Raw genomic sequence first — 25,241 nt, 5'->3', positions numbered from 1 at the left:
GTTTAATACAAATTAATTGAAGTTATTAATATAATAATTGATTTTGTTACATATGCAAGAGGGAATATCCAATAAATTATTTTATGTTTTAATAAAGCATAGTTTTTTAGCTATGGGTGTAAACTTATGCGTTAATTTTAAATTGTAGTTTTTTAATCCAAATGTTGACTAAAACAAAAATATATCTTTCATCGCCACATATGGGAGGCTCGGAACAAAAATTTGTTGTTGAAGCCTTTACAACTAATTGGATAGCGCCTTTAGGACCTAATGTTGATGGTTTTGAGAATGATTTGAAAAGCTATTTAGGAGGTGAAAAACATGTGGCTGTACTAAGTTCGGGAACTGCTGCTATTCATTTGGCTTTGCAGTTGCTTGATGTGTCGAAGGGAGACGAAGTTTTATGCCAAAGTTTTACATTTTCAGCTTCGGCTAATCCAATCATATATCAAGGCGCAACACCTATATTCATTGATAGTGAATCTGATACTTGGAATATGTCTCCAGAATTATTGGAAATAGCTATAAAAGATAGAATTGAAAAATATAAAAAACCTAAAGCTATTATTGCGGTTCATTTGTATGGCATGCCATATAAGGCGAATGAAATTAATGCTATAGCTGAAAAGTATGGCATACCGGTTATTGAAGATAGTGCTGAGGCCTTAGGAAGTAGATATTTCAATAAAGAATGTGGTGCCCTTTCAGATATGGGAATACTTTCATTTAATGGCAATAAAATAATTACAACTTCTGGTGGTGGCGCCTTAATTGTTAAAAGTAAAGAACTAAAAGAAAAGGCTGTTTTTTTATCGACCCAAGCTAGAGATAATGCACCACATTATGAACATTCATCCATTGGGTTTAACTACAGAATGAGTAATGTATTAGCTGGAATTGGTAGAGGGCAAATGGAAGTGATTGACGATAGAGTGGAAGCTAGAAGACAAAATTTTGAATTTTACAAACAGCATTTATCTCAATATAAAGAAATTACTTTTTTAGAAGAACCCGAAAATTTCTTCTCAAATAGATGGATTACTTGTATTGAGACTGAATCATTCGAACTTAGAGAAAAAATAAGATTAGAATTATTAAAAGACGACATAGAATCAAGACCACTTTGGAAACCCATGCACATGCAACCCGTTTTTAAAGAGTATTTGCATTTTACTAATGGAACATCAGAGAAGCTTTTCGATAAAGGTCTTTGTTTACCAAGTGGATCTAACTTAAGTCAAGATGACTTATTTAGAATTCTTAATAATATTATAAACACCCTCAAATTATGATAAATAACTACTTTGCCTATTATTCACAAAAATATGCCTCTAAATGGGTTGTTTTTGCTGTTGATTTATGTTTAATCTTGGCTACATTCTTTCTAGCTTATTTTATAAGATTTAACTTTACCCTTAATTTTGATTTAAGTCAATTTTTCTTAGAACTTCCATTTGTTTTGGTTGTATCCGCACTAAGTTTTTTAGTAGTTGGCTCTTTTAAAAGCGTGATAAGACATACTGGGTTTACTGATGTTGTAAACGTTTTTAAATCTATAGTTTTAATGTCTGTAACCAGTGCTTTTGTTATTTTGTTAAATGGACTTACAGGTGTAGTACCAGGATTTACAATACCGATTTCAATAATAGTTATGCATGCTTTGTTAAGTTTTGTTGCATTATCAGGAAGTCGATTATTTTTCAAATTGAGCTATAATTATTTGAATAGTCAATTTAATCCATCAAAAAACATTTTAATTTATGGAGCTAGTGATTCAGGTATTATAACTTATAACGCTTTGTTAAATTCCTCTAAAAATATGTTTAATATTGTCAATTTTATTGATGATGATGTAAAAAAGCAAGGGAAATTAATAAACGGAATCAAAATTATATTATCACAAGACATTGATAAAAATTACATTGAAATTAATAATGTTGATGAAATAATTGTTGCATCCCAGACAGTCAAGCCAAGTCGGTTGGTTAATTTAATAGACAGTTTGATTGATTTAGATGTTAAAATCACAAAAGTGCCACCAATTGAACAATGGATTAATGGCGAATTAAATGCTAAACAAATTAAAAAAGTACAAATCGAAGACTTGTTAGGACGACCACCAATTGAAATTGATAATCCTAATTTATTAAATGAATTTAGAGGCGAAGTTGTATTGGTTACTGGAGCTGCTGGATCTATAGGGAGTGAGTTGGTGAAACAACTTTCAAACTTTGATGTTAAACATTTGATTTTAGTAGATCAAGCAGAGTCTGCGCTTTATGACGTGCAACAAGATTTAAAGCGAGACGGGAAGCACAATTATGCAGCTATTGTTGCTGATATTAGGGACGGACTTAGAATTGACTCTATTTTTCAAACATACAAACCTACTATAGTGTTTCATGCTGCAGCATATAAGCATGTGCCATTGATGGAAAAATCGCCTTATGAAGCTATAAAAATAAACGTAAACGGAACAAAATTATTAGCAGATACAGCCTCGCGTTATAATGTTAAAAAATTCGTTTTTGTTTCCACAGATAAAGCTGTTAATCCAACTAGCGTTATGGGAGCTACAAAACGAATGGCAGAAATCTACATTAGTTGTCTTCAAAAAGAGAGTAAAACTAAATTTATTACGACACGTTTTGGGAATGTTCTAGGCTCCAATGGATCAGTCATTCCTTTATTTAAAAAACAAATCGAAGCTGGCAGTGATTTGACTTTGACACATAAAGATATTACTAGATTCTTTATGACTATTCCTGAGGCTTCTCAGTTAGTTCTTGAGGCAGGAACTATGGGGAAAGGTGGTGAGATATTCATTTTTGATATGGGAGAATCTGTAAAAATTTATGATTTAGCTAAGAATATGATTAAGCTTTCAGGTTTAAGATACCCCGAAGACATTGATATTAAAATTACTGGATTAAGACCAGGGGAGAAATTATATGAGGAATTATTAGCTAATGGTGAAAACACCTTATCTACTTATCATAAAAAAATATTAATAAGTAAAACCAGAGAATTAGAATATGCCAGAATAAAGGCTGAAATTGAAGAACTTTGTATAACAAATCGTTTTCAAAACAATAATATTGTAATGAAAATGAAGAGTTTAATACCTGAGTATAAGTCTAATAATTCAGAATACGAGAAATTCGATACTAGAGTCAAGATTTACAAAAAAGCAAAAGGTATTATAGAAAATAATTCTAAAGTTTTTAAATCAGTTCAATAGGTTTTATCTGAAAATCTCGTAATTTACTCCCCAAATCCTTATATAATGATATTTAATTATATTAAAACGAAGCTTACATTACCTTGTATAGTTTTATTACTTTCATTGTCATCATGTGTTACTAAAAAAGAAGTTGTATACTTTCAGAATGCAAAAGATTTTGAAACTATTGTTGATACTGATACATTTGCTCCTAAATTCAAAGTCAATGATATCGTTAGTATATTCGTTTCAACTTTTGATATAGAAGCGGTAGCTCCTTTTAATTTGTATATTGGTGGTAATCAAAATTCAAACCCACAACTTATTGATTATTTAGTTGACATTGATGGTAATATAGACTACCCTGTCTTAGGTAAGGTTAAGCTACTTGGTTTAACTGTCGAAGAAGCAAAATTATTATTTAAAGAAAAACTCTCGGATTATTTAAAAGATCCTATAGTTAATATACGAATTCTAAATTTTAGAATTTCTATTATAGGAGAAGTCAATTCACCTGGCAGATATGATGTTTCAGGTGAAAGAATTACAATCCTTGAAGCATTAGCATTAGCTGGAGATTTAAACATTAAAGGGAAAAGAGAAAACATACTGGTTGTTAGAGATTTTAATGGAACAAAAACCTATACAAGAGTAGATTTAACTAATAAAGAGTTATTTAATTCTCCAGTATATTATTTAACTCAAAACGATATTGTTTATATTGAACCGAATAACTCGGCTAGAAGTAGCGCATCTGGCGATACTAGAATTGGAACAATTATTAGTATCTCATCTTTTTTAATAACTACAGCTTTAATATTCGTAACAAGAAATTAATTTTCTTTCTATAAATAATTTATAAGTTCTAACCTAAAGCTTAAATTAATGAATAATAATAATATAGATTTTAAAAAAGTTATAATAAGATATTTAAAACAATGGAAGTGGTTTGTTTTAAGTTGTATTCTATGTATTGGATTAGCTTTTTTCAAATTAAGATATACAGCGCCTGAGTACAATGCTTATGCGAAAATAATGTTAGTAGATGATGGAGGTGTGTCTAACCCAGCTGAAGAATTACTTAAAGATTTAGGCAAAATCCCTAACACCGATAGTAAAAAAGTTGAAGACGAAATAGAAGTATTGAAATCACGAAAGTTGATGAAAGGCGTTGTTAAGAAATTAGATTTAAATAAAAAAATTTTTGCTAAAGGACGAATTCATAATACTGAGTATTTCCCACTCAAAAAAGCGCCAATTACAATTAATTTCCTAGTATCTGATACTTTGGTTGATGAGTCTAAATTAAGTTTTAGTCTTTATATAATTTCAGAAACTACTTTCAATTTTATTCGTTTAACTGAAGAGGAGGAAGAGATTACAAAGAAGGGGTCTTTTGGAAAAAATATTGATACCCCAATAGGTGATATTTTAATAACTCCAAATACCAATAACATATCTAGCTATATTGGTCAAACTATTTACGTTCAAATTAGACCAGTTGATAAAGTAGCTGAAATTTACAGAAATGCTGTTAAAATTAAACAAGCTGGTGAATTTTCTAAAGTATTAAATTTATCCCTAAATGATAACGTAATTGCTAAAGCAAAAGGCGTATTAGATATGCTAGTTGAAGAATATAACAGGACATCTATAGAAGAAAAGAGTGCTAAATCTAATAATACAGCAGAATTTATTAATAAGAGAATAGATTTGATAGCGTCTGATTTAGGTAAAGTTGATGATGAGATAGAGCAATTTAAAACGGGTAATAAGCTTACTGACATTACTTCAGAAGCCAATTTATATTTAAAAACAAATGCTCAAACTGAACAAGATTTAGCCATTGCACGTACTGAATATAATAAAATAAATTTTATGAAGAATCAACTAGATGATGATTCTTTCGGAAGAGTACCTGCTAATATAGGTTTAACAAATGGTTCTGTTAATTCAATTGCAAACAAATACAATGAATTATTAGATAATCGAAATAGACTTTTAAAAAGTTCGAATGAAAAAAACCCAATAATTGTTAATTTAGATCAACAATTACTTGCATTAAAAAACAGTCTTCGTGAGGGATTGGATAATTCAGCAGAATCTGCTAGTCTTCAAATTAGAAGTCTAGAAAATCAATCAGCTAAAATTAGTTCTAAAATATATGCTGTACCCGGACAAGTGAGAAAGTCTAGAGATATTCAGCGTGAGCAAGGCATAAAAGAATCATTATATCTATATCTTTTACAAAAAAGAGAAGAAGCTACTATTTCTTTAATATCTACATCTCCAAATGCAAAAATAGTAGATGAGGCAAATTCGACCAACATAGCAGTATCACCCAATCAAACTATAACTTACTTTACTTCAATAATTATTGGGTGTTGCATACCTTTTGCCTTTTTTTATTTTAAAGACCTGTTGGATACTAAAATTCACAATAAAGAAGATTTAGAAAATGTAATTAAAAATATTACTGTTTTAGGAGAAGTACCGAGATTGTCAGGAAATGACAAACATTTAATTGAGCGAAATGATAGATCAATTTTATCAGAATCTTTCAGAATTATTAGAACAAACTTTGATTATATTAGACGTAGTAGAGACGTTGAAAACTATAATAACGTCGTTTTCGTGACGTCAACCATAAACGGTGAGGGTAAATCTTTTGTCAGTCTAAATGTAGCGCTTACTATAGCCAATACAGGTAAAAAAGTTTTGTTAGTTGGTGCAGATATCAGAAACCCTCAAATTTATTCAGCATTTAAAAAGAAAAATGATAAAGCACTTTTAAAAATTGGATTTACTGAATATTTGGCTGATAAATCTGTTAAAATTTCAGAAACTATCAATGACTATGAAATAAATGATATCAGCCTAGATATTTTGCTTTCAGGTAAAGTACCACCTAATCCTGCAGAACTGTTGATGGGTGATAGGGTAAAAGATTTATTTGACAAAGTTTCAGAAGATTATGACTATGTTATCGTTGATACGGCACCTGCGATGCTTGTTACTGATACATTATTAATTAGTCAATTTTCAGGACATACGCTTTTTGTAACAAGAGCAGATCGTACAGAAAAGAAAATACTAAATTTTGCAAAAGAGTTACATGCAGAAAACAAACTGAATAATATGATGCTTATTGTTAACGATGTTAAACAATCGAACTTTGGTTATGGTGCTAAGTATGGTTATTATGGTAAGCAAAAAAAGAAAGGGTTATTTAGCAGAATTATAAAATCATAATCCAAATAAATTCATAATACTAAAAAAAGCTTCGTAAGAAGCTTTTTTTAGTATTATGTTGTGTTGAATCATTAATTATTGTAAAAATCAAAAGCATCTATAATGATTTTTTCATCAACAATGCAATCAATTTCCGGGTTTCCAATCGATTCCAAAAGCACAAAATTAATATTTCCATGATTATTTTTCTTATCGTATTTAAGTAAATTAATTATAGTGGCATATTCACTTTTATCTATAGTTACTTTACCATAATAACTCATAAATAGTTTCTTTATATCTTTTGTAGTTTGCTCAGGGAAACCAGTTAATTCAGTAGAAATATAGCAAGCCAAAATCATTCCAACAATAATAGCTTCACCGTGTAACAATGTCGTTTTATTTTCATTACTTAAAAAATAAGATTCAATGGCGTGTCCTAGCGTATGCCCAAAATTTAAAGTTTTTCGTAGCCCATTTTCAAAAGGATCTTCTTCGACTACATTTCTTTTTATAATAACAGATTCATGTATTAGCTCATCTAAATCGTCAAGATTCAGTTTTGATAAATTTTGAAATTTATTCCAATAACCTTCTCCTGTAATCAGGCCATGTTTAAGCATTTCTGCTAATCCAGAGCGCATTTGGTTTGTATCTAGCGTATCTAAAAATTGTGTGTCAATAAGTACTAAATTGGGATTGCTAATAACACCAATTTGGTTTTTTAAATGACCTAAATCAACACCGGTTTTTCCACCTACAGATGCATCGACCATTGAAAGTAGGGTAGTAGGTACGTTAATGTAAGCAATGCCACGCTTAAAGGTACAGGCCACAAAACCGCCTAAATCGGTTATAACGCCACCGCCAATGTTTATCATCAAACTTTTTCGGTCTGCATCCAATTCAGAAAGCGTATTCCAAACCCCAACACAAGTATCTATGGTTTTGTTTATTTCGCCCGATTCAATTTCAATGATTTCAATAGCAACATGCGTTTCTAACTTTTCTAAGAAAAATGGCAAACAATGTTGGTGTGTATTTTCATCAACTAAAATAAAAATTTTAGAAAAATTATTTTCCTTAAGATGCTTGTTTAAAGAAGGATAACAGTTGTCATTGAAATGAATGACACTATCATTTGCCGTAATGGAATCCATAAATAATTGTTGTTTTTTAAGGCTGTGAAATTAAGGAGATTTTATATAAAATGGTAACTTAGCTATAATTATCTTTAATAAAACTTTTATTAAATGAATACAGATTTAATATTTGATAATACAGAAATTGCTTTTTCATTAAAAAGTGATTCCGAGCTAGAACGCGCCTATTTTTTATTTAAAATGATTTCTATTGAGCCATTGGTAAGAATTGGTACTGCAGCCACAAACTTTGCAATTAAAGCACATTTACCAATAGAAGGGCTTATTAGATCTACGGTTTTTGATCATTTTTGTGGAGGTGTTAATGAAGAAGATTGCCTAACTGTAATTGATAACATGTATAGTAAAGGGGTAAGCTCAGTTTTAGATTACTCAGTTGAAGGTAAAGAAAATGAAAAAGAATTCGATGCTGCCAGAGATAAAGTTCTAAAAATAATTGATTTTGCTAAAACCATTGATGCTATTCCAATTGCTGTTTTTAAGCCAAGTGGTTTTGGACGGTTTTATTTATACGAAAAAATAAGTAGTGGGAAAGCTTTAAGCAAAAATGAAGAAGAAGAATGGGCTAGAGTTTTAGATCGATTTGATATCGTGTGTAAAAAGGCTAAAGCTAATGATGTAGCGGTTTTAATTGATGCAGAAGAGAGTTGGATGCAAGATGCGACCGATGCACTTATAACCCATTTAATGGAAAAATATAATACTGAAAAACCAATTGTTTATAATACGTTACAAATGTATAGGCATGATAGGCTAGCATTTCTAGAAAAAGAGCATCAAAAGGCAAAAGCCGGTAATTATTTTCTTGGCTTTAAATTGGTTCGTGGCGCTTATTTGGAAAAGGAAAATGAAAGAGCACAGGAAAAAGGCTATGAGTCGCCTATTTGTGAAAGTAAATTTGCTACCGACCAAAATTTTAATAACGGTTTAAAATATATGATGGATAATTTAGATGGCATGTGGTTATTTGCCGGGACGCACAATGAGGATAGTTCTTATTTGTTAATGCAGCTCATGGAAGCAAAAGGTTTGAAAAACAACGATCCACGTGTTTGGTTTGGTCAATTATATGGTATGAGCGATCATATTAGCTTTAATTTGGCTAATAAAGGGTACAATGTAGCTAAATATGTTCCTTTTGGACCCGTTAAGGACGTGATGCCTTATTTGATAAGAAGAGCAGAAGAAAACACATCGGTTGCAGGACAAACGGGAAGGGAATTAGCACTAATAAAAAAGGAAAAAAAACGAAGGAAAATTTAGTTGGTGTCTACAAACCTGAGTTTAACGTAAGCCAAAAGATAATCTAATGTAAATCATTGACTTATGTTTCGATGTCAGGTTGAGCGCAGTCGAAGGGCTCAAGGTAACAACCATCTATTTTGTTGATTTTTATCCTAAAAATGGAGTTTTTTTATCGAATACAGGTTACAAGTGATTTTTTAAGATGGATTTAATTTCTGGATTTGACATAAATGGTGTAACGTTTAATAATTCAATAAAATCTATTTTTCTTAGTTCTGGATAGTTCTTTTGTTTTACAAGTAAAATATCTTGGTGTTCAGTTGGTGTTAAACTTTCATTAGAAGAAACAATATCTTCATGGAGTTTTTCGCCTGATCGTAACCCAATAAAATGGATTTTAACATGGTCTTTATCGTTTTGATAAAACGAAAGAAGTCTTTTAGCTAAATGAATTATTTTAATGGGCTCTCCCATATTAAAAGTAAAAACATGACTCTTGGGGTTGCTAAATGTCGCGATTTTTAAAATTAAATGGCAAGCTTTACGCTTGCAAATAAAATATCTAGAAATGGATTTATCTGTTATGGTTATTGATTGACCAGATTCTATTTGTTTTTTGAAAAGTGGGACTACAGAACCATTAGAACCTAGTATATTTCCAAATCGTGTTGTTAAAAATAAGGTGTCACTTTTTGTGTTTAAATAATTTAAGTGATTTTCAGCTATTCTTTTGGACATCCCCATAACACTTATAGGGTTTACCGCTTTATCAGTTGAAATAAAAATAAACTTTTTTGCGCCGTGTTCAATAGATAAATCGGCTAATAATTTAGTTCCTAAAATATTTAGTTTAACAGCTTCATATGCGTTTTGCTCCATTAAAGGGACATGTTTGTAAGCAGCTGTATGGAAAATTAATGTAGGTTTATAAGTTTTAAAAAGATATGTTATAGATTCTTCATCTGTAATATTTAGAATTTTAAAATCTACATGTTTAGTGTCTTCAAATTCCAATTCTTTTATGAGATGGTATAAGGGAGATTCTGCAACATCAACTAGTATAATTTTTTTAAAGTTACTATGTACCAATTGTTTTGAAAGTTCGCTTCCAATAGAACCAGCTGCTCCGGTAATTAAAATTGTTTCATCGGAATAATCAAAATTATGTGAGTAATCTTTTAATTTTCTTTTCGTCGAAAATATATCAGAATCAAGTAATAGTTGGTCTATATGATTGGAGGTTGATTTATTCATTTAGGGCTTCGGTAAAACGCATGTTTTAAAGGGCGAATTGCAATTACAAAGTATGAATAATTATGAATGACACCAAACAGGAATTTAAAATAGCGTAAACTACTGGTTATCACTTTAATAACAGTAATGCATATAAGTTTTAAATCAAAAAAGAAGTTTCTTCTTTTAATGTATGCTTTATTGAATTTCAATTTATCAGGAATAATTGTTTTTATGAAAAACGTATCAGGATCTTTTGCGGCTTTTAAAAGTTCAACCTCATTTCTGTACTTTAATGAAGCAAGTCCTGTAATACCAGGTCTTACTTGAAATATTCTCATATCATCTTCATTATAGAAGTTTACATAATATCTCAATTCTGGTCTAGGACCAACAAAACTCATATCGCCTTTTAAAATATTTATAAGTTGCGGGAACTCATCAATTTTATATCGCCTCAAAAAATAACCGATTTTTGTAATCCTTGAGTCATTATTACCTAAAGTAAGCAATCCTTTGGTGTCAGATTTGACACGCATGGTTCTAAACTTAAAAATATTGAAATCTTTATTGTTTTTGCCAACACGACCTTGAATAAAAAAAACAGGGCCTCTGGAGTCTAATTTTATTAGTATAGCTATTAAAAGTAGAACAGGGGAAAGGAGCAATAGCCCAATTATAGAAAAAACAACATCAAAACTGCGCTTAGCCATTGTTTTTTATTTTACCTCAAAATTTCTAATGGTGGCAATGCTATCGCAATTTTCAACAGTTAAAGCAATTTCTTTTTCATTTAAATCACCTTCAACTAAATATATACCACAAGGTTCTTGTCTTGTGTTACTTTTAGAGAAATTAATATCGCCTTTTTTTAAAATAGTATGTATTTCTGAAGAGTCGATGGTTTTATTAATTAAAAGTGAGCTAACATGATCACTGAAAATAATTTTTTTTGAATTGATGTTTTTTAAAACTCTGGCATCAGGACCATAACTGCAAGACGTTTTTTTACCGTTTAAAAAGAATGCCAAAATTACTAATCCGATAGAAAATCCACCAAGATAATAGCCAATACGTTGTATAAGTTTCATTTATTGTATTTAGAAAAAATCAGAATTTTCGATGATTAAAATATCAGTAAATTAATATCGGTGTAATTTAAATCGAACCATTCGCCAACAGGTTTACTTGTTAGAATTCCGTGGTAAAAATACAATCCATTTTTTAAACCTCTATCAAATCTCAAAGAATTTTCTATTCCTCCATCTTCGCCTATTTTTAATAAATAAGGTGTAAAAATATTGCTGAGTGAAACTGAGGCCGTACGAGGATATCTAGCAGGGATGTTTGGAACGCAATAATGTACCACACCGTGCTTAACAAACGTTGGTTGTTTATGTGTAGTAACTTCACTAGACTCAAAACAGCCTCCCATATCAATACTAACATCAATGATAATCGCACCATTTTTCATGGATTCTATCATAGTTTCTGAAACAACAATAGGTGATCTGTTCGTACCTCTTACAGCACCAATAACCACATCACAGCGTTTTAATGCTTTATTTAAATTTTTTGGTTGAAGTGTGGACGTAAAAAGCGGGCGACCAAGATGGGTTTGAATACGTCTTAATTTTGTAATTGAGTTATCAAATATTTTTATTCCAGCACCTAAACCTATAGCACTTCTTGCTGCAAATTCTCCAACAGTACCGGCGCCTAATATAACAATCTCAAGTGGAGGCACACCACTTATGTTTCCAAACATTAAACCATTACCGCCTTTGGTATCTGATAATAATTCTGCTGCAATTAAGACTGAAGCAGTACCGGCTATTTCACTTAGGGATTTTACAACTGGGTATGTTCCATCAAAATCACGGATAAATTCAAAAGCCAAAGCGGTGATACGTTTTGAAGCCAATGCTTCAAAATATTTTTTTGATTGCGTTTTTAATTGTAGTGCAGATATTAATATAGTTTGCGGATTTATAAGCTTTATTTGCTCTAAAGTAGGTGGCTCAACTTTAAGAATCATTGGGCAGGAATATACTTTAGCGGTATCTTTTGTTATTTCTGCCCCAGCTTCGCTATAATCTTTATCGCTATAATTAGCACTACTTCCTGCTCCAGCTTCAAGTAATACTCTGTGTCCGTTACTCACTATGGCATACACTGCATCAGGTGTTAAACAAACACGTTTTTCTTGGTAAGCCGTTTCTTTGGGTATGCCTATAAATAATTCTCCTTTTTTCTTAAATATTTCAAGAGTTTCTTCTAGTGGTAAAAGTTGTTGCTTTGTAAAAGGAGAAAGTGGTTTCGACATGCTTAGCTGAATTAATAAAAATCAAATTACAAATAAATTTTATAATGATAATAGAAACTTAATAATAATTATTTTGGCTTTAATTATATTTTATAAATTATGCTTCTTATCACACTTTTTTATGTAAGAAAAAGAATAATTTTAATTGTGGGTTTCCCTCAAAATAGTTTAAATTAAATATCATAAGTTTGCATTATAATTGGCTATATGTTTGCAAAAATAATTTCCTCTTGTATATTGTTATTTTCATTAATATGTTCTTCTCAAGAATTTAATGTTATAGGCAATGTAAATGATACGAATAGCCACCCCATAGCTTATGCTAACGCTGTGCTAATTGACACTAAAGATTCATCAATAATTAAAGGCACAACTACTAATGAATTTGGTGCTTTTAATATTGATAATGTAAAAGCAGGGGCATATATTTTTAAAGTTAGTTTTCTAGGTTTTAAAGCACATACTTCAGAAATAAAAGTTGATAGTGATACGAAGCTAGGCATTATTATACTAAAAGAAAATTTAGAAGCGCTGGACGGCGTTACCATAGTTGCAAAACGCCCTACGGTAAAGCGTATGGTGGACCGTTTGGTATTTAATGTTGAAAACTCCACACTATCAAACAATAATGTTTTAGACGTATTAAAACATACGCCTGGGGTTTTGGTTCATGATGGAACCATTACAATTAAACAATCTACACCAACAGTTTATATTAACGACAGACGCGTGCATTTGTCAATTAATGAAATTCAACAACTTTTAGAAGGTACTTCTGCGACCAATATAAAATCTGTTGAAGTTATTACCAGTCCGCCAGCAAAGTATGAGGCTGAAGGTGGAGCTGTGTTGAACATTATTACTTCAAAAAACATTATAGCTGGTTATAATGGAAGTGTTTTCGGAAACTTTAAACAAGGCTCGGAATTTCCTAAATATTCATTTGGTACGAGTCATTTTTTTAAGACTAAAAAACTGAATACTTATTTGAATTATAGTATTAGTCCTAGGAAAGATTACCAAAATAATGATGAATTTATCAATTTTATAGAAAACAATCAAATTATATCAAGTTGGGAAACAGAATATGAAAGGATAAGGAAATCCGAAAACCAAAACATTAACGCCAATATCGATTATGAAATAAATAAGAGTAATAGCCTTGGGTTTTCGACTAACATGATCATATCACCTAGAAGGGTTACAAAAACAGGAATTAATTCTTTTACTGAGATTTATAGTGCTACTAGTATTTTAGATTCTACATTTAATACTATAAATAAAGCAGTTGAAGAAACCTTTAATCTAGCTTTTACTTTAGATTATATCCATAAATTTAAAAAGGAGGGGGAGAAGGTTTCAAGTAATTTACACTATACAAATTATGATTTTTCAAATTTTCAAGATGTTAAAACTGGCTATTTTTTACCAAGTGCTAGTAGTCCATTTAGAAATAATCAGTTTCAAACATTTTCAAGTCAGACTATAGAATTATATACAGGTCAAGTTGATTACCAGTTACCAATTAATGAATCAGCTCATTTTGAGGCGGGAGCTAAACTGTCTAAGATTAACTCCGAAAGTGTTTTAAATCAGTATATTTTTGAAAAGGCCTTAAGACAAGAGGATTTAGATGCTTCTGATACTTTTTTATATGATGAAACCAATTATGCTACTTATGTAAGTTTTTCAAAAGATTGGGAATCTTGGAGAATTAAATCTGGGCTTAGAGTAGAGTTCACTGATATTAAAGGAAATTCGTTATCTACAAATCAAATTAATGAAACTGACTACATTAAATTTTTCCCTTCATTTCATGTTTTAAATAAATTAAATGAGAACAGTGAGATTTATTTTAATTATAACCGACGTATATATAGACCTCGTTATGCTGATTTGAATCCATATAAATACTTTTTAAATGATAATACCTATAAATCTGGGGATCCAAATCTAAAACCTCAAATTGATGATTCATTTACATTAGGCTATGTTTATAATGAAGATTATACATTTGAAATTTATTATAGGTATGAAAATGATCCTTCAATACAAATTGTATTCCAAGACAATGAAAATAATTTTATAAAATACTTAAATACAAATATCGATAGAAGCATATCCTATGGATTAGATTTGTCTTCTTACACTCAAATTCAAAACAGATGGAGTCTTTATGCTGAGTCTTCTATTTTCTATTATGAAAATCAATTTTACGCTTTAGAAAGTAGTAATGAATTATTTTCTACGGATAAATGGTCTGTCTTATTTCGATTTAGCAATAACATTACCTTTTTAAAAGATAAAAGTTTATTGGCCGATATATCATATTTATATATATCGCCATATGCGCAAGGACCATTAATTGTTGGTAAGCGGTCTAGTTTAGACATTAGTTTAAGTAAAACTTTATGGAACAATAAAGCTTCAGTAAGTATGGGGGTTATAGATGTTTTTAACACAAAAAACTTCTCAACTTCTACTAAATACCTAAATCAAGATATTTATAAGAAAAGAAGGTATGAAAATAGATTTTTCACTCTTGGATTTAACTATAAATTTGGAAACTTTAGATTGAATAGTAATAAAAAAGAAATTGATTTAGAAGAAATTGAACGACTAAATTAAAAGATGATAATTAAAAATACTGCTTCACTCTCTGCCAAAAGTTTTTTGGAGATATCTTAAATTCATCTTCTAGTTCTTCTAAAGATTTATTTGCTTCATTTATTCTATTAAAAATTCTAGCTCTTACTAAATATATAGATGGTATAATTACAGCCATTATAGGAATTAGGTAAATCAATTGATTTGAATCAAAAAATTCACCATCTTTATTTAAAGTGTCGAAGGTTTGATACGAATACATCGCTATTGGTACTAATAAGGTATGATACCACCAATGTCTACAAGTAAAAAACCATAATAGCAATAAATAAAGTGGAATTAGTTTACTTGTTAAAACCCACATAGCAACATTAGCATTCTCAAAATAACCACTATTATAAGTAAACAAAAAAGTGTTCCAGATGTTTGAATCTGGAACACTTTCATAAAGATAGAATAAATAAGGTGTAATAGCTATTAACGTGGCAATAATACTGCCAATAACTATATTCTTATTGTTCTTAGGCTTAGTCAGATACTTTAATTGCTGATTTTCTAACTTGTGCTGTTTGTTCTGCATCTACGTTATATTGATTAGCAGTTTGAGCTAAAAATAACATACCTCCGAAAATTGCTAGTGCAATTACATACTTTTTAGTTTTCATATTATAAGGGATTTTAATTAATTAATAATCCAAAAGTATATGAAAGCTATCTTGAAGTTTATAAGTAAATGTTAAAATTATGTTAAAAACAGTGTTTTCTAAAATTTACGTTGTGGGTTTCCCGTAAAACTTCAAAATAAGGAGGTGATTATGTTATTTATTGTGCATAAACTGGTTGTATTATTGGTTTTCTGGTTATTAATTTAGTCTTAGAATCCTGTTGTTATCAGCATCTAATTCTAATTTTATTTTATCAAAAGAATCAAATAAAATGGGTTCAATTTTTTCTGGCCATTCAATTAGCTTCCAATGTTCAGAATCTAAATAATCTTCAATTCCGAAATTATAAGCTTCTTCAACATCGTTTATTCTATATAAATCAAAATGATACACTTTATCATCATTTAATTCATATTCATTTACAATAGAAAATGTTGGACTACTAACTTCATCATGGCTTCCTAATGCTTTTACTACGGTTTTTATAAGTGTGGTTTTACCAACGCCCATATCCCCATAAAACAATAACGTTTTAGTCTTTACGTTAGCAATGAGTTGATCAGCAACGTGCTCAACATCATTTAATTCATAACAAATTTCCAAATTCAAATAATATTTCTTGACAATATTAATAATAATAAATGTAAAAACCTAGAAAAAAATGCATTTCATCGACGTTTTTAGCTTTTCACGGATTATTTTGGATTAAACACGACAAAGGGAATAATCATTTCTTCGAGAGATACACCACCATGTTGGTATGTATTCCTAAAATAACTTACATAATGATTATAGTTATTTGGATACGCAAAAAACAAATCGCTTTTGGCAAAAATGTATGAACTACTCATATTTATAGATGGTAAGTGAATTTCTTTAGGGTCTTTTGCTACGAGTACATCTTTACTGTCATAAGACAAACTTCTGCCAGTTTTGTAACGAAGATTTAAGCTAGTATCCCTATCTCCAATAACTTTTGACGGATTTTTAACATTAATAGTTCCATGGTCTGTGGTTAAAATTAATTTAAAACCCATTTGTTGTGCTTGTTGAATCATTTCTAAAAGTGGCGAATTTTTGAACCAACTTAACGCTAGTGACCTGTAGGCTTTATCATTTGAAGCCAACTCTTTTACAACCTCCATTTCGGTTTTGGAATGCGAAAGCATATCAACAAAATTATAAACAACAACCGTTAGATCGTTATTTTTTAATGATTTAAAACTATCGGCCAATTTTTTGCCATTTTTTAAATTTGTTATTTTATAATATTCATAATTTAAATGGGTTAAACTTAAACGTTTCATTTGAGCTTCAAGAAAATCTGCTTCATGCATATTTTTACCTCCTTCATCGGTATCGTTTTTCCAATACTGAGGAAATAACTTTTCCATATCACTTGGCATTAAACCAGAAAAAATGGCATTACGCGCATACTGGGTGGCAGTTGGAAGAATACTAAAAAAGGCCTCTTCTTTTTCCTTTTTATAATAATTGTTAATTATGGGTTCAAAAACTTTCCATTGATCATATCGTAAATTATCAATAACAATTAAAACGGTAGGTTGCTCTTTACTTATTTCTGGAACTATATTTTCTTTAAAAAGTGTATGTGACATTATTGGAGAATCCTCATGTGGTTTAAACCAATCAGCATAGTTCTTCTCTATGTACTTTCCAAACTGAATGTTTGCTTCATTTTTTTGAGACTCTAAAATTTCAAACATGCTAGCATCTTCTATATCTTCCAATTGAATTTCCCAATAAATGAGTTTTTGATACAAACTCACCCATGCTTCATAACTATTGACCATAGCCAAATCCATGGCTATTTTTCTGAACTCTTGTTGGTAGTTTGATGTTGTTTTTTCTGAAACCAATCTAGAATGATCTAAATTCTTTTTAAGGCTTAATAGTATTTGATTTGGATTTACAGGCTTTATTAAATAATCGGCTATTTTGTTACCTATGGCCTCTTCCATAATATATTCTTCTTCACTTTTGGTAATCATAACCACTGGAAGGCTATCTTGCTTTTCTTTAATTTCATGCAACGTTTCGAGCCCTGTAAGCCCTGGCATATTTTCATCTAAAAAAACGATATCGAAATTTTCTTCATCTAAAATATCAATAGCCTCAGTACCACTTTTGCATGTTGTTACGTTATAGTTTTTCTTTTCTAGAAATAAAATATGCGGTTTTAGTAAATCTATTTCATCATCTACCCAAAGTATGTTTATCATATTATTTTTATTAATTTTTTTGTTAAAAGTGCTTTAAATAGTTGCTATGCTATTTTGAGCGTTTTTATTTTCAGATGCCCATTATGGACTTCATATCGTTATATTTGCAAATATTTAATGCTAAAATTTAAAGTTTGAACAAACTTAAAATATTAAACGACCCAATTTACGGATTTATTACTATTCCGAATTCGCTTATTTTCGATCTAATACAACACAGATATTTTCAGCGCTTGCGAAGAATTACACAAATGGGCATGTCTTATTTGGTATATCCAGGTGCGCATCATACACGATTTCATCATGCCATTGGTTGTGTGCATTTAATGCAGCAAGCGGTTAATGTACTACGTTTTAAAGGGGTTACAATTTCTGAAGAAGAAGAAACAGGACTCTACGTTGCTATTTTGCTACACGATATTGGCCATGGACCATTCTCGCATGCCATGGAACATAGCATAGTAAATAATGTGTCCCATGAGGAGATTTCGTTACTTTTTATGACACGATTAAATGAAGAATTTAACGGAAATTTAACGCTTGCCATTCAGATTTTTAAAGGAGAATACCCAAGAAAATTCATGTGTCAGCTTATATCGGGTCAAATTGATATGGATAGAGCCGATTATTTAAAGCGCGATAGTTTTTATACAGGCGTTGCAGAAGGCAATATAAATAGTGAGCGTTTAATTACCATGCTTCATGTTGTGGATGATAATTTGGTGGTTGAAGAAAAAGGTATTTATAGTGTTGAAAAATTTATTATTGCCAGACGACTTATGTATTGGCAAGTGTATTTGCACAAAACAGGTTTGGTTGCCGAACAATTATTAATTAGAGTGTTAAAACGCGCTAAAGAGTTGCACGATTCTGGGCGTGAGTTACAGGCTAGTGATGCTATTTTATATTTTCTTAATAATAAAATATCTATTGATAACTTCAATAATGAAACCCTTGAGGTTTTTGCACAGTTAGATGATTATGATATTGTTTCAGCTATGAAACAATGGCAGCATCATGATGATTTTGTACTTAGTCAATTATGTGAGATGATTATTAACAGAAATTTACTTAAAATAAAACTAAAAAATAAAAATATAAAAGAAAATAGTTTAGAAAAACATACAGGTATCTTAATGAAGAACTATAATATTACAAAAGAAGAAGCTCAATATTTTGTATTTACAGGTAGTATTTCCAATCAAGCATATCATTTAAACACTAAAGGCATCAACATTTTGCACAAGTCTGGTAAAATCCAAGATATTGTAAAAGCATCAGACCAGTTAAACCTTAAAGCCTTGTCGAAACCAGTTACTAAATATTATATATGTTACCCTAAGGCTAAACTTTAGCACATTTTTCCTATTTTTGCGTGAATCAAACAAAAAACATATAACTTTTAAAGTGTGAAATTTACAGCACAACAAATAGCGGGAATTTTAGAAGGCGATGTCGTTGGAAATCCTGATATTGAAGTATCTAAGCTTTCTAAAATAGAAGAAGGATTTGAAGGTTCTTTAACTTTTTTAGCAAACCCTAAATATACGTCACATATATATTCTACAAAGGCTTCTATTACTATTGTAAATAAAACTTTTGTTCCTGAAAACGCTATAGATACAACATTAATCAAAGTTGAGGATGCTTATTTAGCGTTTTCAAAAATCCTAGAATATTACAATTCAGTAAAACTGAACAAAGTAGGTGTTGAACAACCTTCGTATGTTTCAGATTCATCAAAACTAGGAGGTAATATATATATAGGAGCATTCAGTTATGTTGGAGACCATGTTGTTATGGGCGATAATGTGAAGATTTTCCCGAGTGCATACATAGGAGATAATGTCATATTAGGAGATAACACCATTGTTTTTTCTGGTGCTAAAATTTATTCAGACACTATTATTGGTAAAAATTGTATTATAAACTCTGGTGCCATAATAGGAGCTGATGGTTTTGGATTTGCACCTAATGAAGATGGGGGTTATAGTAAAATCCCTCAAATTGGGAATGTTATCATTGAAGATTTTGTTGATATTGGTGCAGCTACGACCATAGATAGAGCAACATTGGGCTCTACAATAATACGAAGCGGTGTAAAACTTGACAATCAAATTCAAATAGCCCATAATGTAGAAATTGGAGAAAACACCGTAATTGCTGCTCAGTCTGGAATAGCGGGTTCTTCAAAAATTGGTAAAAACTGTCAAATTGGAGGTCAAGTTGGTATTGCAGGACATATAACCATTGGTAATAATGTTAGAATACAGGCACAATCCGGTATAGGTAGAAATGTAAAAGATAACGAGATGCTTCAAGGTTCACCAGCTATAAAACTGAGCGATTATAACAAGGCATACGTTCATTTTAAAAACTTGCCGACTATTGTTAAAAATATAAATGATTTAGAAAAAATAAATGGGAATAGTTAATACTGAAATAAAACAGAAAACCATTAAAGACGAGGTTTCTTTAACAGGGGTAGGGTTACATACTGGTAAGAATGTAACCATAACTTTTAAACCAGCTTTAGCTAATTCTGGTTTGTCTTTTAAACGTGTAGATTTAGAAGGTGCACCAGTTATTGAAGCGGATGCAAATTATGTAACAAACACGCAGCGAGGTACTTGTTTAGAAAAAAACGGAGTCGCAATTCAGACTTCGGAGCATGTGCTTGCAGCATTAGTAGGATTAGATGTTGATAATGCTATTATTGAATTAAATGCCTCAGAGCCTCCAATTATGGATGGGTCTTCAAAGTTTTTTGTTGAAGCTATTGAAAAAGCCAATGTCATAGAACTTGATGTTTTTAGAGAGGAATTTGTAATAACAGATATTGTATCTTATATTGATGAAGAGTCTGGCAGTGAAATATTAGTAATGCCATCAAAAGAGTACCAAATTACTACTATGGTAGATTTTGGCACAAAAGTATTGGGCACTCAAAATGCGACACTTAATCATATTTCAGATTTTAAGAAAGATATTTCAGATTCACGTACATTTAGTTTTTTACATGAAATTGAAATGCTATTAGAAAATGGCTTAATAAAAGGAGGCGATCTAAACAATGCTATCGTTTATGTTGATAAAGCACTATCTCCTGAAACTATGGAGAAGCTTAGAGTTGCATTTAAAAAAGATTCTATTTCGGTTAAACCGAATGGTATTTTGGATAATTTAACATTACATCATCCTAATGAAGCAGCAAGACATAAATTGCTTGATGTTTTAGGAGATTTAGCATTGATAGGCACAAGAATACGAGGTAAGGTTATAGCTAACAAGCCTGGACATTTTGTAAATACGCAATTCGCAAAAAAATTAGCTAAAATAATAAAAAACGAACGTCGTAATAACGTGCCAAATATAGATTTGAATCAACCTCCTTTAATGGATGTTGTTCAAATTATGGACATGTTGCCACATAGACAACCCTTTTTATTAATCGACAAAGTATTTGAGCTTTCAGATAGCCATGTAATAGCTACAAAAAGCGTGACCATGAATGAAGAGTTCTTTAAAGGTCATTTTCCTGGAGCTCCAGTAATGCCAGGTGTTCTGATTGTAGAAGCTATGGCTCAAACAGGTGGTGTTTTAGTTTTAAATACGGTTCCTGATCCAGAAAATTATTTAACTTTTTTCATGAAAATGGATAAAGTAAAGTTTAAACAAAAAGTAATGCCTGGAGATACGTTAATATTCAAATGTTCGTTAATTACCCCAATACGTCGTGGTATATGCCACATGCAAGGGTATGCATACGCTAATGGCAAACTTTGTGCTGAAGCCGAACTAATGGCACAAATTTCTAAAGTAAAATAATTATGAACCAACCACTAGCATATGTGCACCCCGGTGCAAAAATTGCAAAAAATGTCGTTATTGAACCATTCACAACTATAAACAATAATGTTAAAATTGGTGAGGGCACATGGATTGGCAGTAACGTTACAATCATGGAAGGTGCTCGAATAGGAAAAAATTGTAATATTTTTCCAGGCTCTGTGATTTCTGCTGTTCCTCAGGATTTAAAATATAATGATGAAGACACTACTGTTGAAATTGGAGATAATGTAACCATAAGAGAGTGCGTTACCATAAACAGGGGAACAACCGATAGAATGAAAACGGTTATTGGAGACAATTGTTTAATTATGGCATATTGCCATGTTGCGCATGATTGCATCGTTGGGAAAAATTGTATTTTTTCAAATAACAGTACACTTGCCGGACATATTACTATTGGAGATTATGTGGTTTTAGCGGGTATGACAGCGGTTCATCAATTTGTTTCGATTGGTAATCATGCATTTGTAACGGGAGGGTCTTTGGTTAGAAAAGATGTGCCACCTTATGTAAAAGCAGCTCGTGAGCCATTATCTTATGTTGGGATTAATTCAGTAGGACTAAGACGAAGAGGGTATTCAACAGAAAAAATTAGAGAAATTCAGGATATTTACAGAATACTTTATCAAAAAAATTATAATAATACCCAAGCTGCAGAAATAATTGAAGCAGAAATGCAAGCAACTCCGGAGCGAGATGAAATTCTTCAATTTATTAAGAATTCTCATCGAGGAATAATGAAAGGTTATTTCAAATCAAATTAAATATTTTGTCTTTTTCATAAAAAAATAAAGAGCAAATTAATAAACTATAAACTGCATTATGGCAACTACAAGTGATATTAGAAATGGATTATGTATTCGTTACAACAATGATATATACAAAATAATAGAATTTTTACACGTAAAACCGGGTAAAGGGCCAGCGTTTGTAAGAACAAAAATGAAAAGTGTTACAAACGGAAAAGTATTGGATAATACATTTTCAGCAGGGCATAAATTAGAAGATGTCCGTGTTGAAACGCATAAATTTCAATATTTATATAATGATGGAGAATTTTACCATTTTATGAATGAAGCTGATTATACTCAGATTCGTTTATTAGAAGCTGCTTTAGATAATCCAGGATTAATGAAAGAAGGAGAGATAGTTACAGTAATTATAAACACTGAAGATAATTCGCCGCTTTCAGTTGAAATGCCAGCAAGTGTTATTTTAGAAGTTACAGCTACAGAGCCAGGCGTTAAAGGAAATACAGCTACAAATGCTACTAAACCAGCTACGGTTGAAACAGGAGCTACGGTTAACGTGCCTTTGTTTATTAATGAAGGAGATAAAATTAAAGTGGAAACAGATAAAGGAACTTATAAAGAAAGAGTTAAAGACTAAATCCGAACAAGTCCTTCCCTTATTTTACGGGAAGGTGATTTCAGTTTAATAAAATTGAAAGATGGAAGGGTTAAATATTTTAATACTAAATTTTTAATATAAATTGAAATTTCCTAAACCACAAACTTTAAAACATATATCAGAACTTATAGATTCTAGTTACATTGGTAACGAAAATTTTCCAATTGAAGGCATGAACGAAATCCATGTTGTCGAGCCAGGAGATATTGTTTTTGTTGATCATCCAAAATATTATGATAAAGCGCTCAATTCTGCAGCAACCATTATATTGATCAATAAAGAAGTGGAATGCCCGCAAGGAAAAGCATTATTAATTAGTGATGATCCATTTCGGGATTTTAATAAACTAACAGATTATTTCAAACCTTTTAAGGCTTCAAATGCTTCAATAGCATCTTCAGCAAAAATTGGTAAAAACACCATTATTCAGCCTAATTGTTTTATAGGTAACAATGTGGTAATCGGAGACGATTGTATTATTCATTCCAATGTAAGTATTTATGATGATGCCGTTATTGGTAACCATGTAACAATTCATTCTGGCACCATTTTAGGAGCTAATGCATTCTATTATAAAAATAGACCAGAAGGCTATGATAGGTTAAAGTCTGGCGGACGTGTGGTTATAGAAGATTATGTAGATATTGGAGCGGCGTGTACTATTGATAGAGGTGTTACTGCTGACACCAGAATTAAAGAAGGTGCTAAAATCGATAACCAAGTTCAAATTGGCCATGATACGATTATCGGAAAAAAATGTTTAATAGCTTCTCAAGTCGGTATTGCAGGATGTGTTGTCGTAGAAGATGAAGTTACTATTTGGGGGCAAGTTGGCATAACAAGCGGGATTACTATTGGTAAAAAAGCGGTTATTTCTGCTAAAGCAGGAGTTAGTAAGACTTTAGAAGGGGGTAAAAGCTATTTTGGAATTCCAGCAGATGATTTTCGCTCGAAATATAAAGAAATAGCATCAATAAGAAAAATCCCTGAAATATTAGAGAAATTAAAAGAAACTAACAAAAAGTAATTTGGGTTTTACTTTAAAAAGATAATTCAAAAAATTACATTTGTTTGATTAAAATTAATAACGAAAAATAACCACTTATGAGTGTTTTAGTAAACAAAGATTCAAAAATAATAGTTCAAGGGTTTACAGGTAGTGAAGGTACATTTCACGCCAGTCAAATGATTGAATACGGAACTAATGTTGTTGGCGGTGTTACTCCAGGAAAAGGAGGTCAAAAGCATTTAGATAAACCCGTTTTCAATACGGTTTTAGAAGCTGTTGAGCAAGTTGGAGCAGATACCACAATTATTTTTGTTCCACCAGCGTTTGCCGCTGATGCTATTATGGAAGCTGCTGATGCAGGCATAAAAGTGATTATTACTATTACAGAAGGTATTCCTGTTGCTGATATGATTACCGCAGCAAGTTATATAAAAAATAAAGATTGTAGATTAATTGGTCCTAACTGCCCAGGCGTGATTACACCAGAAGAAGCTAAAGTTGGTATCATGCCAGGTTTTGTATTCAAGAAAGGTAAAGTTGGTATTGTTTCAAAATCTGGAACGCTAACTTATGAAGCCGCTGATCAAGTTGTAAAACAAGGCTTAGGAATTACTACAGCAATTGGTATTGGGGGAGACCCAATTATTGGAACAACAACTAAGGAGGCTGTTGAGCTTTTAATTAATGACCCAGAAACAGAAGCGGTTGTTATGATTGGTGAAATTGGAGGTCAATTAGAGGCAGATGCAGCCAATTGGTATAAAGCAAGTGGAAGCAAAAAACCTGTAGTAGGATTTATTGCTGGTGAAACTGCTCCTGCTGGACGTACTATGGGGCATGCTGGTGCTATTGTAGGCGGTAGCGATGATACTGCGCAAGCTAAAAAGAAAATTATGAGAGCCTGTGGAATTCATGTCGTGGATTCTCCTGCTGAAATTGGAAAAAAGATTGCTGAAGTATTAGCTTAAAACGCAAAATTTAAATTTTAAAACCTTGCAAATCTTGTAAGGTTTTTTTATTTGAAGCCATTTGTA

The 25,241-nt window shown here is 31.1% G+C and carries 22 protein-coding genes; 13 read left to right on the top strand and 9 right to left on the bottom strand.

The window, feature by feature from the left end; translation table 11 throughout:
• The first annotated feature begins 161 nt into the window (after positions 1-161).
• Genes ABD935_RS03765 through ABD935_RS03750 form a run of 4 tightly spaced genes read left to right on the top strand, consistent with a single transcriptional unit; the run spans position 162 to position 6,475 of the window.
• A complete protein-coding gene (locus tag ABD935_RS03765) occupies positions 162-1,292 on the top strand; it encodes a DegT/DnrJ/EryC1/StrS family aminotransferase (RefSeq protein WP_345190259.1) in 1,131 nt (376 codons plus the stop codon).
• Positions 1,289-3,241, top strand: coding sequence for a polysaccharide biosynthesis protein (locus ABD935_RS03760; protein ID WP_345190258.1), 1,953 nt, complete (start codon positions 1,289-1,291; stop codon positions 3,239-3,241). Before ABD935_RS03765 ends, ABD935_RS03760 begins: the two co-directional genes overlap by 4 nt.
• A gap of 45 nt (positions 3,242-3,286) precedes the next feature.
• Positions 3,287-4,060 carry a polysaccharide biosynthesis/export family protein gene (locus tag ABD935_RS03755; RefSeq protein WP_345190257.1) on the top strand — a complete coding sequence of 258 codons (774 nt, stop codon included), beginning with the start codon at positions 3,287-3,289 and terminating at the stop codon, positions 4,058-4,060.
• A 48-nt stretch (positions 4,061-4,108) separates the two neighbouring features.
• Complete coding sequence (locus ABD935_RS03750) at positions 4,109-6,475, top strand: GumC family protein (protein WP_345190255.1); 2,367 nt, start codon at positions 4,109-4,111, stop codon at positions 6,473-6,475.
• A 71-nt stretch (positions 6,476-6,546) separates the two neighbouring features.
• Here ABD935_RS03750 and aroB read toward each other — a convergent pair whose 3' ends face one another.
• Positions 6,547-7,614, bottom strand: coding sequence for a 3-dehydroquinate synthase (gene aroB / locus ABD935_RS03745; protein ID WP_345190254.1), 1,068 nt, complete (start codon positions 7,612-7,614; stop codon positions 6,547-6,549).
• A 93-nt stretch (positions 7,615-7,707) separates the two neighbouring features.
• On the opposite strand from aroB, the gene ABD935_RS03740 reads away from it, so the two are divergent.
• Complete coding sequence (locus ABD935_RS03740; RefSeq protein WP_345190253.1) at positions 7,708-8,880, top strand: proline dehydrogenase family protein; 1,173 nt, start codon at positions 7,708-7,710, stop codon at positions 8,878-8,880.
• Positions 8,881-9,045: 165 nt separating this feature from the next.
• On the opposite strand, the gene ABD935_RS03735 is transcribed toward ABD935_RS03740, so the two are convergent.
• From ABD935_RS03735 to ABD935_RS03720, 4 genes are read right to left on the bottom strand one after another with little or no spacing between them, the layout of a single operon-like run.
• Positions 9,046-10,116, bottom strand: a complete 1,071-nt coding sequence (locus ABD935_RS03735; RefSeq protein ID WP_345190252.1) for an SDR family NAD(P)-dependent oxidoreductase — start codon at positions 10,114-10,116, stop codon at positions 9,046-9,048.
• Entirely contained in the window at positions 10,113-10,808 is a 696-nt protein-coding gene (locus ABD935_RS03730) for a sugar transferase (RefSeq protein WP_345190251.1), read from the bottom strand. The genes ABD935_RS03735 and ABD935_RS03730 overlap by 4 nt, the downstream gene beginning before the upstream one ends.
• A 6-nt stretch (positions 10,809-10,814) precedes the next feature.
• Entirely contained in the window at positions 10,815-11,186 is a 372-nt protein-coding gene (locus ABD935_RS03725) for a hypothetical protein (protein WP_345190250.1), read from the bottom strand.
• 35 nt (positions 11,187-11,221) lie between these two features.
• Complete coding sequence (locus tag ABD935_RS03720) at positions 11,222-12,421, bottom strand: alanine dehydrogenase (RefSeq protein WP_345190249.1); 1,200 nt, start codon at positions 12,419-12,421, stop codon at positions 11,222-11,224.
• A gap of 207 nt (positions 12,422-12,628) precedes the next feature.
• Here ABD935_RS03720 and ABD935_RS03715 point away from each other — a divergent pair, with 207 nt between their 5' ends.
• Entirely contained in the window at positions 12,629-15,049 is a 2,421-nt protein-coding gene (locus ABD935_RS03715) for an outer membrane beta-barrel protein (protein WP_345190248.1), read from the top strand.
• Between the two features lie 10 nt (positions 15,050-15,059).
• Here the strand turns inward: ABD935_RS03715 and ABD935_RS03710 are convergent, their stop codons facing one another.
• The 4 genes from ABD935_RS03710 to porX form a co-directional block, all read right to left on the bottom strand.
• The gene (locus ABD935_RS03710) at positions 15,060-15,608 is read right to left on the bottom strand and encodes a hypothetical protein (protein WP_345190247.1); all 549 of its coding nucleotides are present in this window, start codon (positions 15,606-15,608) and stop codon (positions 15,060-15,062) included.
• Positions 15,556-15,693 (bottom strand): hypothetical protein, encoded by a 138-nt coding sequence (locus ABD935_RS03705; protein ID WP_345190246.1) that lies wholly within the window; start codon positions 15,691-15,693, stop codon positions 15,556-15,558. The genes ABD935_RS03710 and ABD935_RS03705 overlap by 53 nt, the downstream gene beginning before the upstream one ends.
• A gap of 198 nt (positions 15,694-15,891) precedes the next feature.
• The gene (tsaE, locus tag ABD935_RS03700; RefSeq protein ID WP_345190244.1) at positions 15,892-16,302 is read right to left on the bottom strand and encodes a tRNA (adenosine(37)-N6)-threonylcarbamoyltransferase complex ATPase subunit type 1 TsaE; all 411 of its coding nucleotides are present in this window, start codon (positions 16,300-16,302) and stop codon (positions 15,892-15,894) included.
• 86 nt (positions 16,303-16,388) lie between these two features.
• Entirely contained in the window at positions 16,389-17,936 is a 1,548-nt protein-coding gene (gene porX, locus ABD935_RS03695) for a T9SS response regulator signal transducer PorX (RefSeq protein ID WP_345190243.1), read from the bottom strand.
• 134 nt (positions 17,937-18,070) lie between these two features.
• Between porX and ABD935_RS03690 the strand changes: the two genes are divergently transcribed.
• The 7 genes from ABD935_RS03690 (at position 18,071) to sucD (ending at position 25,175) form a co-directional block, all read left to right on the top strand.
• The gene (locus tag ABD935_RS03690) at positions 18,071-19,291 is read left to right on the top strand and encodes an HD domain-containing protein (protein WP_345190242.1); all 1,221 of its coding nucleotides are present in this window, start codon (positions 18,071-18,073) and stop codon (positions 19,289-19,291) included.
• Between the two features lie 54 nt (positions 19,292-19,345).
• Positions 19,346-20,371, top strand: coding sequence for a UDP-3-O-(3-hydroxymyristoyl)glucosamine N-acyltransferase (lpxD, locus tag ABD935_RS03685; RefSeq protein ID WP_345190241.1), 1,026 nt, complete (start codon positions 19,346-19,348; stop codon positions 20,369-20,371).
• Positions 20,358-21,764, top strand: a complete 1,407-nt coding sequence (locus tag ABD935_RS03680) for a bifunctional UDP-3-O-[3-hydroxymyristoyl] N-acetylglucosamine deacetylase/3-hydroxyacyl-ACP dehydratase (protein ID WP_345190240.1) — start codon at positions 20,358-20,360, stop codon at positions 21,762-21,764. Before lpxD ends, ABD935_RS03680 begins: the two co-directional genes overlap by 14 nt.
• A 2-nt stretch (positions 21,765-21,766) precedes the next feature.
• The gene (gene lpxA / locus ABD935_RS03675; protein ID WP_345190239.1) at positions 21,767-22,552 is read left to right on the top strand and encodes an acyl-ACP--UDP-N-acetylglucosamine O-acyltransferase; all 786 of its coding nucleotides are present in this window, start codon (positions 21,767-21,769) and stop codon (positions 22,550-22,552) included.
• Positions 22,553-22,610: 58 nt separating this feature from the next.
• A complete protein-coding gene (efp, locus tag ABD935_RS03670; protein ID WP_345190238.1) occupies positions 22,611-23,177 on the top strand; it encodes an elongation factor P in 567 nt (188 codons plus the stop codon).
• Positions 23,178-23,280: 103 nt separating this feature from the next.
• The gene (locus ABD935_RS03665; RefSeq protein ID WP_345190236.1) at positions 23,281-24,225 is read left to right on the top strand and encodes a UDP-3-O-(3-hydroxymyristoyl)glucosamine N-acyltransferase; all 945 of its coding nucleotides are present in this window, start codon (positions 23,281-23,283) and stop codon (positions 24,223-24,225) included.
• Positions 24,226-24,302: 77 nt separating this feature from the next.
• Positions 24,303-25,175, top strand: a complete 873-nt coding sequence (gene sucD / locus ABD935_RS03660) for a succinate--CoA ligase subunit alpha (protein ID WP_345190235.1) — start codon at positions 24,303-24,305, stop codon at positions 25,173-25,175.
• The last annotated feature ends 66 nt before the right edge of the window (positions 25,176-25,241 follow it).

It is taken from the genome of Algibacter agarivorans (assembly GCF_039543245.1).
Taxonomy (GTDB): Bacteria; Bacteroidota; Bacteroidia; order Flavobacteriales; family Flavobacteriaceae; genus Algibacter_G; species Algibacter_G agarivorans.
Note: the sequence above shows the minus strand (reverse complement) of the source record. Positions and strands in the feature narration are given on the sequence as shown.